The organism is Burkholderia humptydooensis (assembly GCF_001513745.1).
In the GTDB taxonomy this organism is placed as follows: Bacteria; Pseudomonadota; Gammaproteobacteria; order Burkholderiales; family Burkholderiaceae; genus Burkholderia; species Burkholderia humptydooensis.
The window spans coordinates 378,852-394,920 of record NZ_CP013382.1 but is presented as its reverse complement, the minus strand read 5'-3'; the positions used below and the strand labels follow the sequence as shown (position 1 = coordinate 394,920).

General features: G+C 68.2%; 10 protein-coding genes and 2 pseudogenes. 6 read left to right on the top strand and 6 right to left on the bottom strand.

Annotation, left to right across the window (positions count from 1 at the left end):
• Positions 1–40 precede the first annotated feature (40 nt).
• On the top strand, positions 41–1,510 hold the full coding sequence (gene gabD, locus AQ610_RS21055) for an NADP-dependent succinate-semialdehyde dehydrogenase (protein WP_006029024.1): 1,470 nt from the start codon (positions 41–43) through the stop codon (positions 1,508–1,510).
• A gap of 112 nt (positions 1,511–1,622) precedes the next feature.
• On the opposite strand, the gene AQ610_RS21050 is transcribed toward gabD, so the two are convergent.
• Both AQ610_RS21050 and pcaF read right to left on the bottom strand, forming a co-directional pair.
• Positions 1,623–3,167, bottom strand: a complete 1,545-nt coding sequence (locus tag AQ610_RS21050) for a methyl-accepting chemotaxis protein (protein WP_006029025.1) — start codon at positions 3,165–3,167, stop codon at positions 1,623–1,625.
• 648 nt (positions 3,168–3,815) lie between these two features.
• The gene (gene pcaF / locus AQ610_RS21045; RefSeq protein WP_045554701.1) at positions 3,816–5,018 is read right to left on the bottom strand and encodes a 3-oxoadipyl-CoA thiolase; all 1,203 of its coding nucleotides are present in this window, start codon (positions 5,016–5,018) and stop codon (positions 3,816–3,818) included.
• Positions 5,019–5,253: 235 nt separating this feature from the next.
• Here pcaF and AQ610_RS21040 point away from each other — a divergent pair, with 235 nt between their 5' ends.
• Positions 5,254–6,039 (top strand): IclR family transcriptional regulator, encoded by a 786-nt coding sequence (locus AQ610_RS21040; protein WP_006029026.1) that lies wholly within the window; start codon positions 5,254–5,256, stop codon positions 6,037–6,039.
• Positions 6,040–6,343: 304 nt separating this feature from the next.
• On the top strand, positions 6,344–7,060 hold the full coding sequence (locus tag AQ610_RS21035) for a TetR/AcrR family transcriptional regulator (protein ID WP_006029027.1): 717 nt from the start codon (positions 6,344–6,346) through the stop codon (positions 7,058–7,060).
• Positions 7,061–7,357: 297 nt separating this feature from the next.
• Here the strand turns inward: AQ610_RS21035 and AQ610_RS31935 are convergent.
• Together AQ610_RS31935 and AQ610_RS21020 are read right to left on the bottom strand one after the other, a co-directional pair.
• A pseudogene (locus tag AQ610_RS31935) lies at positions 7,358–8,052 on the bottom strand (MFS transporter); the annotation flags it as partial.
• 148 nt (positions 8,053–8,200) lie between these two features.
• Positions 8,201–9,412 carry a M20 aminoacylase family protein gene (locus tag AQ610_RS21020; protein ID WP_006029029.1) on the bottom strand — a complete coding sequence of 404 codons (1,212 nt, stop codon included), beginning with the start codon at positions 9,410–9,412 and terminating at the stop codon, positions 8,201–8,203.
• Between the two features lie 136 nt (positions 9,413–9,548).
• On the opposite strand from AQ610_RS21020, the pseudogene AQ610_RS21015 reads away from it, so the two are divergent.
• Both AQ610_RS21015 and AQ610_RS21010 read left to right on the top strand, forming a co-directional pair.
• A pseudogene (locus AQ610_RS21015) lies at positions 9,549–10,239 on the top strand (LysR substrate-binding domain-containing protein).
• 232 nt (positions 10,240–10,471) lie between these two features.
• Positions 10,472–11,254 carry an ABC transporter substrate-binding protein gene (locus AQ610_RS21010; protein ID WP_015603626.1) on the top strand — a complete coding sequence of 261 codons (783 nt, stop codon included), beginning with the start codon at positions 10,472–10,474 and terminating at the stop codon, positions 11,252–11,254.
• Between the two features lie 115 nt (positions 11,255–11,369).
• Here AQ610_RS21010 and AQ610_RS21005 read toward each other — a convergent pair whose 3' ends face one another.
• A complete protein-coding gene (locus AQ610_RS21005; RefSeq protein WP_009914240.1) occupies positions 11,370–13,493 on the bottom strand; it encodes an acyltransferase family protein in 2,124 nt (707 codons plus the stop codon).
• A 269-nt stretch (positions 13,494–13,762) separates the two neighbouring features.
• On the opposite strand from AQ610_RS21005, the gene AQ610_RS21000 reads away from it, so the two are divergent.
• On the top strand, positions 13,763–14,878 hold the full coding sequence (locus AQ610_RS21000) for a succinylglutamate desuccinylase/aspartoacylase family protein (protein ID WP_009914239.1): 1,116 nt from the start codon (positions 13,763–13,765) through the stop codon (positions 14,876–14,878).
• Between the two features lie 204 nt (positions 14,879–15,082).
• Here the strand turns inward: AQ610_RS21000 and AQ610_RS20995 are convergent, their stop codons facing one another.
• Positions 15,083–15,892 (bottom strand): MetQ/NlpA family ABC transporter substrate-binding protein, encoded by an 810-nt coding sequence (locus AQ610_RS20995; protein ID WP_006029034.1) that lies wholly within the window; start codon positions 15,890–15,892, stop codon positions 15,083–15,085.
• Positions 15,893–16,069 lie beyond the last annotated feature (177 nt).

Genomic DNA, 16,069 nt, shown 5'->3' with positions numbered 1-16,069 from the left:
GCGGGCGGCGCCAATCGTTTCCGGATACGGTCGACACACGATGACTACCACTCACGAAACCCTTGCACTGAAAGATCCCGCGCTGCTGCGCGAGCGCGCGTTCGTCGCGGGCGAATGGCAGGGCGCCGACGGCGGCGCGACGTTCGAGGTCCGCAACCCGGCAACGGGCGCGCTGATCGGCACGGCGCCCGCGATGGGCGCGGCCGAGACGCGCCGCGCGATCGACGCGGCGAACGCCGCGTGGCCCGCATGGCGCAAGAAGACCGCGAAGGAGCGCGCGGCGATCCTGCGCAAATGGCACGATCTGATGGTCGCGCACGCGGACGACCTCGCGCTGATCCTGACGACCGAGCAAGGCAAGCCGCTCGCCGAGGCGAAGGGCGAGATCGGCTACGCGGCGTCGTTCCTCGAATGGTTCGCCGAGGAAGGCAAGCGCGTGTACGGCGACACGATCCCGTCGCCCGCCGCCGACAAGCGGATCGTCGTGACGAAGGAGCCCGTGGGCGTGTGCGCGGCGATCACGCCGTGGAACTTCCCGGCGGCGATGATCACCCGCAAGGTCGGCCCGGCGCTCGCGGCCGGCTGCCCGATCGTCGTGAAGCCGGCCGAGGCGACGCCGTTCTCCGCGCTCGCGATGGCGGTGCTCGCCGAGCGCGCGGGCGTGCCGGCCGGCGTGTTCAGCGTCGTCACGGGCGACCCGAAGGCGATCGGCGGCGAGCTCACGTCGAACCCGGTCGTGCGCAAGCTGTCGTTCACCGGCTCGACGGCGGTCGGCCGCCTGCTGATGGCGCAATGCGCGGCGACGGTCAAGAAGGTGTCGCTCGAGCTCGGCGGCAACGCGCCGTTCATCGTGTTCGACGACGCGGATCTCGACGCGGCGGTCGAGGGCGCGATCGCGTCGAAGTACCGCAACAGCGGGCAGACCTGCGTGTGCACGAACCGCTTCTACGTGCACGAGAAGGTCTACGACGCGTTCGCCGGGAAGCTGACCGCCGCCGTCGCGAAGCTGAAGGTCGGGCTCGGCACCGAAGCGGGCGTCGTGCAGGGGCCGCTCATCAACGGCGCGGCGGTGCAGAAGGTCGAATCGCACATCGCCGACGCGCTCGACAAGGGCGCGCGCGTGACGACGGGCGGCAAGCGCCACGCGCTCGGCCACGGCTTCTTCGAGCCGACCGTGCTGACGGGCGTCACGCCCGACATGAAGGTCGCGAAGGAAGAGACGTTCGGCCCGCTCGCGCCGCTGTTCAGGTTCTCGACCGACGAAGAAGCGATCCGCTACGCGAACGACACCGAGTTCGGCCTCGCCGCGTACTTCTACAGCCGCGACATCGGCCGCGTCTGGCGCATCGCCGAGGCGCTCGAATACGGGATGGTCGGCATCAACGCCGGGATCATCTCGAACGAGGTCGCGCCGTTCGGCGGCGTCAAGCAGTCGGGGCTCGGCCGCGAGGGCTCGCACTACGGGATCGACGATTACGTCGTGATCAAGTACATGTGCGTTGCCGTGTGACGTGTGATGCGTCGCGCGCGCCGCACAGGCGGCGCGACCGTCCGAAACGCCGCCGGCGCTTCGCGCGCCGGCAGCCACGGGAATCGGCGACACATACGCGTCGCCCGATGCATCAGCGAAACACGCCCACCGCGTCGACGAGCAGCGACGCCTGCTGCCGCAGGCTCTCCGACGCCGCCGCGCTCTGTTCGACGAGCGCCGCGTTCTGCTGCGTGATGTTGTCGAGATGGACGACCGCGTCGTCGACCTGCGTGACGCCCGCGCGCTGCTCGGTCGTCGACGCGCTGATCTCGGCGATCAGATCGGATACGCGCTTCACCTGCGACACGATCTCGTCCATCGTCCTGCCCGCGTAGTCGACGGTCTGCGCGCCGGATTCGACCCGCTCGACGCTCGCGCCGATCAGCGTCTTGATCTCCTTCGCCGCATTCGCGCTGCGCTGCGCGAGCGCGCGCACCTCGCCCGCGACCACCGCGAAGCCGCGCCCCTGCTCGCCCGCGCGCGCCGCCTCGACGGCCGCGTTCAGCGCAAGGATATTGGTCTGGAACGCGATGCCGTCGATCACACCGATGATCTCCGCGATCCGGTGCGAGCTCTCGGTGATCTCGCCCATCGTGCTCACCACCTCGCGCACCGCCCGCCCGCCGCGCTCCGCCGCGCGGCTCGCCGATTCGGACAGTTGGTTCGCCTGCGTCGCGGTCTCGGCGTTGCTCGACACGGTCGCCGTCATCTGCGCCATCGAAGCGGCCGTCTGCTGGACGCTCGCCGCCGCCTGCTCGGTGCGCGCGCTCAGATCGTGGTTGCCCTGCGCGATCTCGTTGATCGCGCGCTGCACGGTCAGCACCTGCTCGCTCACGTCCTCGATCAGCCAGCGGAACATCAGCCCGAGCTGGTTGATCGTGCGCAGCGTCATCCCGATCTCGTCGACGCGGTTCATGTTGACGCCCTCGCGGCTCGCCCCCGTCGCGACGTCGAGCGCCTGTTGGCGCAGCGTGCGCAGCGGACGCGCGATCTGCGCGTCGAGCCACCATGCGGCGAGCGCCGCGCCGCCGAGCGTCGCGCCCGCGAGCTGCGCGAGCGGCGCGCCCGTCATGCCGGCCGCCCACGCGGCGCCGACGATCGCCGGCATCAGCGCGACGATCGGCAGATGGATGCGCGCGCGTACCGACATCGTCTGCAGCAGCGAGCACACGCGCAGCAGCCCGGCGCGCACGACCAGGCCCTTGTGGAAGCGCCGGCTGCCCGCGCGACCCTCGCGGAAATCGCGATAGAGCGCGTCGGCGGCGGCGATCTCGGCGCGTGCGGGCTTCGTGCGCACGGACATGTAGCCTTGCGTCTGTCCGCCGCGAATCACGGGCACCGCATTCGCGCGCACCCAGTAGTGATCGCCGTTCATGCGGCGGTTCTTGACGAGCGCGGTCCACGGCTCGCCGCGCTTCAACGTCGCCCACATGTCGGCGAACGCGTCGCGCGGCATGTCGGGATGGCGGACGACGTTGTGCGGCGCGCCGACGAGCTCGTCGCTCGAGAAGCCGCTGATGTGCACGAACGTCGCGTTCGCATACGCGATGCGGCCGTGCGGATCGGTCGTCGACATCAGCGTCGCGTCGTCGGGAAAATCGAACTCGTGGCGGGTGACAGGTTGGTTGTTACGCATGAGCGCTCCGAATATGGGATCTGCGTCCTTTAACTGCTTTCATCGGCCGAATGAATCAATCGAATTGCTTTCGATGAGCCTGTACTCTTTATTTCGGCAGAAATTCAAAAAAATTGACCTCGTCATGGGAAAGCCCGACACGGCAACTTTGGTATTGACATGCGTCAACCAATGCGCCCGGAAGCGCCGCCTTCATGGTACGCGGCCGGCCCAGCCGGCATTGCCGCATCCGGACGGCTGTTCCCGATCATTCGGTTCTTTCCGATCGGAATCGAACAATTTCGCATGAATTATTTCATGACTCTTGTCGGTAAAATATTCAGGAATTGAAAATGATATTCACCGTCGAAAATACTCCCTCTTTGAAATGGATGCGAAATGTGTCTGATTCAGTTATCCCGACATTTCCGCAAGGCGCGAATTCATCTTTTGCGCCAACGAGTTAAGCGAGTGTGGGAGCGGCGCGGTGTAAAGGGGACGACGGTGCGCATCGCAGGACGATGCGAAGGGACGGGAGGAATCGGCTCGGCGACGAAGGAGCGGGCACGCAGCGCAATCGCCCACCGAAGCCGGGAAACACAAACGGCCCGGCTCTTTCGAGCACGGGCCGCCTGAGGGAAGCCGCCGCGCGACGCGCGGCGGCGCGCATCACACGCGTTCGATCGCGATCGCGATGCCTTGCCCGACGCCGATGCACATCGTGCAGAGCGCGAAGCGGCCGCCCGTGCGATGCAGTTGATACGTCGCGGTCGTCACGAGCCGCACGCCCGACGCGCCAAGCGGATGCCCGAGCGCGATCGCGCCGCCGTTCGGATTCACGCGCGGATCGTCGTCCGCGACGCCCAGCAGCCGCAGCACCGCCAGCCCTTGCGAGGCGAACGCCTCGTTCAGCTCGATCACGTCGAACTGCGCAAGCGTCATCCCGAGCCGCGCAAGCAGCTTCTGCGTCGCCGGCGCCGGGCCGATCCCCATCACCCGCGGCTCGACGCCCGCCGTCGCGATCCCCAGCACGCGCGCGCGCGGCGCGAGGCCGTGACGCCGCGCGGCCGCCTCGCTCGCGACGAGCAGCGCGCATGCGCCGTCGTTCACGCCCGACGCGTTGCCCGCCGTCACCGTGCCGTCCGCCCGCACGACGCCCTTGAGCTTCGCGAGCGCGTCGAGCGTCGTCTCGCGCGGATGCTCGTCGCGCGCCACGACGAGCGGCTCGCCCTTCTTCTGCGCGATCGTCACCGGCACGATCTCCTGCGCGAGCGTGCCGTCGGCCTGCGCGCGCGCCGCCTTCTGCTGGCTGCGCAGCGCGAACGCGTCCTGGTCGGCGCGGCTCACGCGGTAGTCGGCCGCGACGTGCTCGGCCGTCTCCGGCATCGAATCGACGCCGTACCGCTGTTTCATCAGCGGATTGACGAAGCGCCAGCCGATCGTCGTATCGAAGATCTCGGCCTGCCGCGAGAACGCGCTCGTCGCCTTGCCCATGACGAACGGCGCGCGGCTCATGCTCTCGACGCCGCCCGCGATCATCAGGTCCGCCTCGCCCGCCTTGATCGCGCGCGCGGCGATGCCGATCGCGTCCATCCCGGAGCCGCAGAGGCGGTTGACCGTCGCGCCGGGCACGGCGTGGGGCAGGCCGGCGAGCAGCAGCGACATGCGCGCGACGTTGCGGTTGTCCTCGCCGGCCTGGTTCGCGCAGCCGTAGACGACATCGTCGACGGCGGCCCAGTCGACGTCGCGGTTGCGCTCGACGAGCGCCTTGAGCGGCACCGCGCCGAGATCGTCGGCCCGCACCGGGGCCAGCGCGCCGCCGTAGCGGCCGATGGGCGTGCGGATTGCGTCACACAGGAATGCTTCGGTCATGTCGTCTCCGGTCGGTCTGATCCCGCGAGCCGGCTCGGCATCGCCGCCCCCGCTCGCCTCGAATTCACGCGATGAAAGTTCGATATATGAACATAAGATCGTTAATCGAACGTTTTCCGTGCGATCATAGGGAGCGCATGGCCTCCCGTCAAGCGTCGGGCCTATGCGGGGCGCGGGTTGGCGCAACCCGACCCCATGCGCTAATCTTCTCCGCTGCACATCATTCCCACCCGCCATGAGCACAGAATTTCAGGCCAAACCCGGCGACTCCTATGTCCAGTCGTTCGCGCGCGGACTCGCGGTGATTCGCGCGTTCGACGCGGAGCACCCCGAGCAGACGCTCACCGAGGTCGCGTCCGCGACCGGCCTGACCCGCGCGGGCGCGCGGCGCATCCTGCTGACGCTGCAGACGCTCGGCTACGTCGAGGCCGACGGCCGCCTGTTCCGGCTCACGCCGAAGATCCTCGATCTCGGGTTCGCGTATCTGACGTCGATGCCGTTCTGGAATCTCGCGGAGCCGGTGATGGAGCAGTTGTCCGAGCGCATTCACGAAAGCTGCTCGGCGGCCGTGCTCGACCGCACCGAAATCGTATACGTGCTGCGCGTGCCGACGCACAAGATCATGACGATCAATCTGTCGATCGGCAGCCGGCTGCCCGCGTACTGCACGTCGATGGGCCGCGTGCTGCTGTCGTCGCTCGACGACGCCGCGCTCGACGACACGCTCGCGCAAAGCACGCTGCGCGCGTACACGCCGCGCACGCTCACCGATCCCGTCGCGCTGAAGGACGAAATCGCGCACGTGCGCAGCCAAGGCTGGGCGATCGTCGATCAGGAACTGGAAGCGGGGTTGATTTCGTTGTCGGCGCCGATCCGCAACCGGCGCGGGCAGGTGATCGCCGCGATGAACATCAGCGGCAACGCGCAGCGGCACACCGCGAAGCAGATGGTGAAGGCGTTCCTCGATCCGCTGCTGGAAGCGTCGCAGACCGTGTCGCAACTCGTCGCGCGACGCGGCTGACACAAGCGCGCTTGGGAGCCGCCCCGCCCCCAAGCGCGCACTCTCCACTTCATCTTCGGCCAGAACGGCTCAGCGGCGCTTGCACGGCCCTATCTTTGTTTTGCTTTATCAAGCAGCGCCGCTAGCCGATCGAATCCTGTCCGAATGGTCAGGTTATAGCGCATTAGCGCCGTGAATTCAATGAATTAAAAAAAGCTGTCGCAAATCCGCCGCCGGACGCCCGCCGGCAGGCCGCGACGCGTCCGCTGGACGCCGCGGCGTCTACAATGTCGGCCTCCGGTTGCCGCCGATACGAGCGCATGCCATGCCACACGACGATCCGACGACGCCCCCCGACGCGCCCGCGCCGCACGCCCGGACGAAAGCGGCGCGCGCGCCGAGCCGCGCGCGCAAGGCGCACATCCGCGAGCTGAACGAGGCGCACCTGCTCGCGTGCGCGGAAGCGGTGTTCGCCGAGCGCGGCTTCGAGGGCGCGAGCACCGCACGGATCGCCGAGCGCGCCGGGCTGCCGAAGGCGAACCTGCACTATTACTTTCCGACGAAGCTCGCGCTGTACCGGCGCGTGCTCGACGACCTGCTCGAGGACTGGCATGCCGCCGCCGACAGCTTCGACGTCTGCGACGATCCGGTCGCCGCGCTCGGCGGCTACGTGCGGGCGAAGATGGCGCTATCGCGCGAGCGGCCGCTCGGCTCGAAGGTGTGGGCGAACGAGATCATCAGCGGCGCGACGCACATGCAGGACCTGCTGCTCGAGCGCGTGAAGCCGTGGATGGATACGCGGATCGCGTTGATCGAGCGCTGGATCGCGCGCGGGCTGATCGAGCCGGTCGAGCCGAAGACGCTGCTCTACATGATCTGGGCGACGACCCAGCATTACGCGGACTTCGATGCGCAGATCGTCGCGCTGTCCGGCAAGCGCGCGCTTGCGGCGAAGGCGTTCGACGCGACGACCGACGAAGTCGTGCGGCTGATCCTGCGCGCTTGCGGCGCGCGGTCGCCGGGTGCGCGGGAGCGGGGATAGGGCGGCGCGGCAGGTAGCGAGGGTCGGGATTCTGGATTCGGGATTCGGCCTCAGCTCCAATTCCAGCCTCGGCTCCGGCCCCATGCTTCAGACTTCGGGCGTTACCTTTACGCCATGCCCAATATGCTCCGCCCCCCGGCCCCCCAAGCGCACCTCGAAGTTCGGGGCCGAGCGTCGAGATTCGTCGGCTCCGCCGATCGGCCGTCTTCTTTTCCCATTTTCCGCGTCGCGTCCCGCCTCTGACGAAGGCGCGCCGCGAATTGCTCGCGCGCCGCCCCGCCGTCCGCCCCGCCGGCCTCAATCGACCGCTTCCGCCGCCGTCTCGCGCAGCATCCCGACCGCGACGAGCGACACGATCACGCACGCGGCCACATACGCGGCCGGCGCAAGCTTGCTGCCCGTCACGCGCACGAGCCACGTCGCGGCGAGTTGCGCGGTGCCGCCGAACATCGTCACCGCGAGCGCGTAGGCGATCGAGATGCCCGTGGCGCGCACGCGGCGCGGAAACGACTCGCACATCAGCGCGAACTCGGACGCGGAGCCCATCGAGTAGAACAGCAGCATCAGCGCGGTGAGCGGCATCACGACCGCGAGCGACGGATAACGGTTCATCAGCGCGAATGCCGGAAACAGCAGCGCGACGAGCACGCCGCGCCCGACGAAGACAGCAGGCGCCGGCTGCCGATCCGGTCGGACAGCCAGCCAAACAGCGGGCACGTGGCGAGCATCACGCAGCCGGACGCGACGCCGACGAACATCGACAGCTTCATCGGCAGGCCGAGCGTGTGGATCGCGTAGGTCGGCATGTAGAACGTCAGGATGTACGTCGACACGGTGCCGCCCGTCACCGTGAGCGTCAGCAGCAGCACCGTGCGGCCGTGCTGCGCGAACAACTCGCGCAGCGCGCCGCCATCGATCCCGTGGTGGCCGGCACCCGGCGCGTCGTCGGCGAGGCGGCGGCGCAGATACATGCCGACGGGCGCGATCAGCATCGGCGTTCGCCGGTCCGTCCAGCTTCGATCGGCTTCGATCGGCTTCGATCGGCCGACGGCGGGCGTGCGTTGCCGACGCGCGCGGCGCATCGTAAGCTGCGATCGCAACCGGCCCGCGAGCGGTCAACCGGCATCCACCATTCGTCGCTCATGCCCTTCCCGTGCCCGTCTCGCATCGCGCCAGATATCGCTCGACGAGCCGCGCCCAGAACGCCGCGCCCGTCACGAGATTGCGATCGTTGAAGTCGTATGTCGGGTTGTGCACCATGCAGCCGTCCTCGCCCGCGCCGTTGCCGAGCCGCACGAACGAGCCCGGCCGCCGCTGCAGCATGAACGCGAAATCCTCGCTGCTCATCAGGATGTCGGCCTGCTCGACGACGTTGCGCTCGCCGACCAGTTCCTTCGCGACCTGCGCGGCGAAATCGGTTTCGGCATCCGAATTGACGACGACCGGATAGCCTTCGATGTACTCGACGCTCGCGCTCGCGCCGTAGCTCGCCGCCTGCGCGTCGACGAGCTCGGCGATGCGGCGCCTGAGCAGCGCGCGCACCGCGGGATCGAACGAGCGCACCGACAGTTCGAGCCGCGCGCGGCTCGGAATGACGTTGTTCGCGGTGCCGGCGTGCAGCGAGCCGACCGTGACGACGGCGGGCTGCGCGGGATCGACGTTGCGCGCGACGATCGTCTGCAGCGCCATCACGATGCTCGCCGCGACGACCACGGGATCGACCGCCAGATGCGGCCGCGCCGCGTGGCCGCCCACGCCGCGGACGTCGATCACCGCCTTGTCGCCCGCCGACATGAACGCCCCGCGCCGCGTGAGGAACACGCCCGGCTCGACGCCCGGATGGTTGTGCATCCCGAATACCGCGTCGCAAGGGAAGCGCTCGAAGAGGCCGTCGTCGATCATCCGCTTCGCGCCGCTGTCGACGCCGTGCTCCTCGGCCGGCTGGAAATACAGATGGACGGTGCCGGAGAAGTTGCGCGTCTGCGCGAGCCGCCGCGCGGCGCCGAGCAGCATCGTCGTGTGGCCGTCGTGGCCGCACGCGTGCATCTTGCCGGGCACGGCGCTCGCGTACGGCAGCCCGGTCGCCTCGGCGATCGGCAGCGCGTCCATGTCCGCGCGCACGCCGATGCTGCGCGCGCCGTCGCCCGCGCGCAGCGTGCCGACGACGCCCGTCGCGCCGACGCCGCGCGTCACCTGCCAGCCCCACGCCTCGAGCTTGCCGGCGACGAGCGCGGCCGTCTCGACCTCCTCGTACGCGAGTTCCGGATGACGGTGGATGCGATGGCGGATCTCGCGCAGTTCGTCGGCGAGCGGGGCGAGGTCGTCGACCTCGGTAAAGCGGGCGTCGTTCATCGAAAGGCTCCGTGACGGCGGCGTCCGGGCAATCGGACGCGCGGAAACGGGTCACTATAGCAACGCCATAACGATTCAATAAGATGCCGTTTTTTTCACCGCGATAAACTGCGGTTATCACCCCGCCTTCGCCGTCATGAAGCTCCAGCATCTGCAGGTGTTCGTCTCCGCCGCCCATCACAAGAGCCTGCGCGCCGCCGCGCGCGAGCTCGGCGACATGCGCCGCACCGTCGAGGCGGTCGAGCAAGCGCGCGGTGATGAAGTTCCGCGCGACGATGCCGCGCGTGAGCCTATCGCTCGAGGAAATGACAGTGCCCGACGCGCTCGCGCGGCTGCGCAACGGCGAGCTCGACCTGGCCGCGATCCACCACATCCCCGCGCTTGAGCGCGACTTCGCGCAACTGCCGCTGTGCTCGACGCAATTCGTCGTCGCGATGCGCGAGGGCCATCCGCTCGCGGGCGCTCGGCGGCTCGCCGAGTTGCTCGACGCCGAACGGATCGTCACGGCCGGCGCCGATCACTTCCCGCACAGCGTGATGATGTCGATGTTCAACGCGCACGGGCTGCCGCTGCCGCAGCGGCGGCTGCGCGCGCTGTCGTCGTTCGCGGTGACGCTCGGCCTCGTCGCGCGCTCGGACGTGATCGGCTGCTTCACGAAGCCGCTCGCGGCGATGGTCGCGCCGCTCGGCATCCGCGCCGCGCGCCTCGACGACATGCTGCCGAGCTACGCCCTGTCGATCCTGTCGCGCCGAGACCTGCTGCCGACACCCGCCGTCACGCAGTTCATCGCCTGCCTGCGGCAGGCGGCCGACGAAACGTTGACGTAGATCATTCCCCAGCCGGCAACGGCACGCCGCGCCGCACAAGCCGCCGCGGCGCTCGCCCGATCGCTATCGGGGCTTCCACTAAGCAGCCTCCGGCTATTTTGTCTTGGTAATCTTGGCGCACCGTTCGTCCCGCACCGGACGAGGGCACCAGTCAGCCCGGCCGCAGCCGCGCCGGGCCGAAGCGCACCGCGGCACGACCGCGCGCAACCATCGAACTACACAAGGAATGACAGTGAAAAAAATCTTGGCGGCTTTGACCGTGGCCCTGCTGGCGGTGTCGGCAGGCGGCGTGCAGGCGAAGGATTGGTCGACGATCCGCTTCGGCGTCGACGCGAGCTATCCGCCTTTCGAATCGAAAGGCCCGGACGGCAAGGTGGTCGGCTTCGACGTCGATCTCGGCAACGAGATCTGCAAGCGTGTGAAAGCAAAGTGCGTGTGGATCGAGAACGACTTCGACGGCATGATCCCGGCGCTGAAGGCGCGCAAGTTCGACGGCGTGCTGTCGTCGATGTCGATGACGCCGCAGCGTGAAGAGCAGATCGCGTTCTCGTCGAAGCTGTTCAACACGCCGACGCGCCTCGTCACGAAGAAGGGCGCGAACCTGATGCCGACGGCCGAGTCGCTCCAGGGCAAGACGGTCGGCGTCGAGCAGGGCACGATCCAGGAAACCTACGCGAAGGTCCACTGGGCGCCGAAGGGCGTGAAGGTGCAGCCGTACCAGAACCAGGACCAGGTCTACGCCGACCTGATCGCGGGCCGCCTCGACGCGGCGCTGCAGGACGCGGTGCAGGCCGACATCGGCTTTCTGAAGACGCCGCGCGGCAAGGATTACGCGTTCGCCGGCACGGACCTCGACGATCCGAAGACGCTCGGCGAAGGCGCGGGCATCGGCCTGCGCAAGGAAGACACCGACCTGAAGGCGAAGATCGACAAGGCGATCGCCGACATGCGCAAGGACGGCACGTACGACAAGATCGCAAAGAAGTACTTCGACTTCGACGTTTACGGCAAGTAAGCTGGCGCGCGGGCGGCACCCCAATGCGGCGCGCCGCGGTCGCGGCGGGAACGGGCTTCGCTTCGCGGCGAAGCCCGTTTTTTCATGCGATTGCCGCCCCCGGCCGGCCAAGCCGCTACGCAGCCTCGATCAACTCGCGCATGAACGCCTCGAAACCCGGCAGCACGCGCAGGTTGCCATAACCGCTGATGTGATCGCCGTCGAAAAACAGCGGCCGCGCGCCGTCATACGCGGAGCACGTCCTCTCGCCGCACAGAAGCGGCAGCGGATCCCATACACGAACGTCCGGCACGTGCGCCGCGATCCGCGCGTATGCCGCCAGCACGGGCGCCCGCAGCGCGTCGATCTCGCCGCGGCTGATGAGCGGGCCGCGCGCGCAGATCGCATTGCGCCGATTGAACCAGTCCGAGCAGCGGTACGGCACCGTCCGGAACACGGGCGGCGGCGCTTCCAGCACGATCCGCGCGCCTCTTCGCTCGATGTCCCCCAACACGGCAATCGCATCGGCAATCGCCCGTTCGCGCGCTTGCGCCGCCTCGCGGCCGAACGACAGCCGGTGCGCGTCGTCGTCGCCGACGAACGCCCATTGCGTGACGAGCCGCGGCAGCCGAAGCGACGGAAGAAACACGATGTCTCCCGGCTCGAGTCTCGACAGCATGTCGTTCTGCGCCGCGTCGCCGTACCGGCGGCACCCGGGATCGCCGCGCTCGCGCCACGGCTGAAGGCTGACGAACGGGCAGCCCGCGTTGTTGTACGAATAGACCGTGATGCCCGTGCGCACGACGAACTGCTTGAACATGCCCGCATACGCCATCGCGTGCGAATCGCCTATCACGAACAGGCGATGCCTGCTTTCCGGCGGCCGGCCGCAATGCTTGCGCGTGTAGATCCATAGCTTGCCGCCGCTCACGTCGCGCTCGTCGACGTCGGCGACGCATCCCGGATATGCGGCGTTCGTATCGATGCCGTACGGATACCAGTCGAGCCGATGCCGCGCGACCGTGCTGAGCGAGAGCTGCGGCTGCGCGACGGCCAGCATCGACGAGAACGCCGCGCCCGCCGCCATCGCGCCCGCTCCCCACGCGAGCACGGCGAAGCGAGGCGCGCGGCGCGCCGCCGCGCCGCGCCGCAACGGCGTCTCGACGAAACGGTACGACGCGCTCGCCAGCGCGAACGCCATGAGCAGCGCGCTCGCCTTGCTGCCTGCCGAATCGAGCCCGGCCGTCCAGCGGAACACGACGAAGACCGGCCAATGCCACAGATAGAGCGAATACGACATCCTGCCGACGAACCGCAGCGCGCGGTGCTCGAGCACCGCGGCGATCGGGCCCGCACGCGCGCGCCCGTGCAGCAGGCCGAGCAGCCCGAGCGCGCCGGCGACGGGCACGATCGCGCCGGGAAACGGATAAAGCGCCGGCTTCGATGCGACGCATCCGGCCAGCACCGCAATCGCCGACGCCCACAGGCCCGCTCCGATCCCGAAAGCCGCCGCCGCGCGCGCCGCCGGCTTGCCCGGCGAGCGGCCGAAGCGCGCGACGCACTGATACAGCAGCACGCCCGCCGCGAGTTCCCAGAAGCGCCCGAAGATCAGGTAGAACGCTTGCGCGTGCTTCGCGGGGCCTGTCCAGACGCTCCACGCCAGCGACGCGCAAAGCCCCGCCGCGAACAGCGCGGTCGACACGTATCGGCGCTTCCCGCCCGCGAGCCACGTCCGGAACAGCAGCGGGAACAGCAGATAGAACTGCTCCTCGACGCCGAGCGACCATGTATGCGTGTACGGATTGAATTCGGCCTTCGGCGAAAAATAATCGCCGCCCGGCGCGCCGAGGATCACGTTGCTCAAGCCGAAGAACGCGAGCAGCCCGGTCGTCCGGTTCCGGTCGCTCAGGTGGGACGCCGGAATGAAGAGCGTCGAGATCAGCGCGGTCGCGAGCAGGACCGCGACGAGCGCGGGCAGGATCCGCCGCATGCGCCGTGCGTAGAAAAACAAAAGAAATTGCCCGAACGACATCGACCCGCGGTCCGCGACCGACGCGCTCACGACGAAACCGGAAATCACGAAAAAAATGTCGACGCCGGAAAACCCGCCTGGCAGCCAGCGCGCGTCCAGGTGATACAGCATGACGGACAGCACCGCCCACGCGCGCAGACCGTCGATGTACGGCAGATAGGCGGTTTTTCCGCGCGCGACGGGCTCGCCGGCCCGGCTGCCCGGCCACTGCAATTCGCTCACTGACATAGGATCGATCCTCGGCCGAGCCTGAGCCGCCGCGGTTCGCGCGGCGAAAAAAATCGACGCCCCACACGTGCTGCGGCAAACAGTGTATCGATTAAAAAATCGTCATAATTTTGATCCGGCGCGTGCGCCGACTTCGACGCAAGTCATTGATCGAGCAGAAAAACCGCAATCGGCCGGCACAAGCTTGGTGCAGCCGCGACGATCCACGTACAATCGTTCATTCACCGACATCGAACGACGCCGCGGCGGCTGCGCCGCTGTCTCCCATCATGCAAACGCAGACCCATCCGCTGATCTCGCCGGCCGTCGGCACGGCGCGCCACATCACGAGTTTTCATTACGGCCCGCGCAGCGGGAAGAAGGTGTACATCCAGGCGTCGCTGCACGCGGACGAACTGCCCGGCATGCTCGTCGCGACGCTGTTGCGCCGCAAGCTCGCGGTGCTCGAGGCGGCGGGCAGGCTGCGCGACGAGATCGTCGTCGTGCCGGTCGCGAACCCGATCGGCCTCGCGCAGCACGTGTTCGGCGATCATCTCGGCCGCTTCGAGCTCGGCTCGATGCAGAACTTCAACCGCAATTTCCATGACCTCGCCGCGCTCGTGATCCCGCGCATCGAAGGGCACCTCACGCACGACGCAAGCGCGAACCTCGCCGCCGTGCGACGCGCGATGGGCGAGGCGCTCGCCGAGCAGAAGCCGCGCACCGAGCTCGAATCGCAGCGGCTCGCGCTGCAGCGTCTGTCGTACGACGCCGACATCGTGCTCGACCTGCACTGCGACTGCGACGCGGTGATGCACATCTACACGAATCCGGACCTGTGGGAAAACGTCGAGCCGCTGTCGCGCTATCTGGGCGCGAAGGCGTCGCTGCTCGCGCTGAACTCGGTCGGCAATCCGTTCGACGAGATCCACAGCTTCTGCTGGTCCGAGCTGCGCAGCCGCTTCGGCGAGCGCCATCCGATCCCGAACGGCACGATCTCGGTGACGGTCGAGCTGCGCAGCGAGCGCGACGTGTCGTACGAGCTCGCCGAGCACGACGCGCAGGCGATTGTCGAATACCTGACGCTGCGCGGCGCGATCGATGGCACGCCCGCGCCGCAGCCGCCGCTCGAATTCGCGGCAACACCGCTCGCGGGCACCGATCCGCTCGTCGCGCCGGTGTCGGGCGTGATCGTGTTCCGCACGCCGGTGGGTGTGTGGATCGAGGCGGGCCAGGACGTGGCTGACATCGTCGATCCGCTGACCGATCGCGTCGTCACGCTGAAGAGCAGCGTGTCCGGCGTGCTGTACGCGCGGCAGATCGCGCGTTTCGCGACGGCCGGGATGGAAGTCGCGCGGATCGCCGGCGCGACGCCGATCCGCACCGGGTCGCTGCTGTCGGCCTGAACGGACCGGTCGGCGTCCGTCGCAAAGCAGTGGCAATCCGCAGCGGGTCCTGGCGGATCGCAACGGATCGCAGCGGATCGCGATGGATCGTGGCCGCACGCGGCAAGCCGCGGCCGGATGCCGCGGTGAGCGATCGCCCACCCGCGCGCGCCGCCGCGCCTTCGGACGCGCGCAGCGCGCCGTCCGCCCCTGTCGGCCTGTTCGTCAGAACGCCGGAATGATCGCGCCGTTGAATTTCGTTTCGATGAATTTGCGCACGTCGTCCGATTCGTACGCGGCGACGAGCTTCTTCACCCACGGCTTGTCCTTGTCCTGCGCGCGCACGGCGATCAGGTTCGCATACGGGCCCTTCAGATCCTCGATCGCGATCGCGTCCTTCACCGGCGACAACCCCGCCTTCACCGCGTAGTCGGTATTGATCGACGCCGCGTCGAGGTCCGGCAGCGCGCGCGGCAGTTGCGCGGCGTCGAGCTCGACGAGCTTGATCTTCTTCGGATTCTCGGCGACGTCGAGCGGCGTCGCGTTCACGCCGTTCGCGCCGGCGCCCGGCTTCAGCTTGACGATGCCGTACTTCTGCAGCAGCAGGAGCGCGCGGTTGCCGTTCGACGGATCGTTCTGGATCCCGACTTTCGCGCCGACGGGCAGATCCTTCAGCGACTTGAGCTTCTTCGAATAGAACCCCATCGGCGACGTGTACGTCAGCCCGACGTTCACGATCCGGTAGCCGCGCTGCCTGATCTGGCTGTCGAGGAACGGCTGGTGCTGGAAGCCGTTCGCGTCGAGGTCGCCCGCGTCGAGCGCCGCGTTCGGCTGCACGTAATCGTTGAATTCGATCACCTTGATCGCGAGCCCGTCGCGCGCGGCGACCTTCGTGACTTCCGCCCAGATCTGCGCGTCGGGGCCGCTCATCGTGCCGATCTTCAGCGCCGGGCCGCCCGCATGCGCGAGCGTCGCGGCGATCGCCAGCACTGCGCCGCCGGCCGCCCGGCGGATGATCGAAGCAAATCGTTGCATCGCTTGTCCTCGCATCCCGTCATGTGGAAAGCGCGCATCGTCGCATGTGGCGCCGAACGGACAAACCAAGCAATTTTCATACATATATTCCTGCGCCCGGTCAATCAACCAGCGAAATCGGCATAACGCGGCCGGCGCAAGTCGCCATCATCACGTGTGGCGTGGGCGCGACACACT

Coding starts and splice junctions, on each gene's coding strand:
- AQ610_RS21040 (WP_006029026.1), top strand. CDS start 5,254: ATGAGCACAGAATTTCAGGCCAAACCCGGCGACTCCTATGTCCAGTCG.
- AQ610_RS21000 (WP_009914239.1), top strand. CDS start 13,763: ATGCAAACGCAGACCCATCCGCTGATCTCGCCGGCCGTCGGCACGGCG.
- AQ610_RS21035 (WP_006029027.1), top strand. CDS start 6,344: ATGCCACACGACGATCCGACGACGCCCCCCGACGCGCCCGCGCCGCAC.
- gabD (WP_006029024.1), top strand. CDS start 41: ATGACTACCACTCACGAAACCCTTGCACTGAAAGATCCCGCGCTGCTG.
- AQ610_RS20995 (WP_006029034.1), bottom strand. CDS start 15,892: ATGCAACGATTTGCTTCGATCATCCGCCGGGCGGCCGGCGGCGCAGTG.
- pcaF (WP_045554701.1), bottom strand. CDS start 5,018: ATGACCGAAGCATTCCTGTGTGACGCAATCCGCACGCCCATCGGCCGC.
- AQ610_RS21050 (WP_006029025.1), bottom strand. CDS start 3,167: ATGCGTAACAACCAACCTGTCACCCGCCACGAGTTCGATTTTCCCGAC.
- AQ610_RS21005 (WP_009914240.1), bottom strand. CDS start 13,493: ATGTCAGTGAGCGAATTGCAGTGGCCGGGCAGCCGGGCCGGCGAGCCC.
- AQ610_RS21020 (WP_006029029.1), bottom strand. CDS start 9,412: ATGAACGACGCCCGCTTTACCGAGGTCGACGACCTCGCCCCGCTCGCC.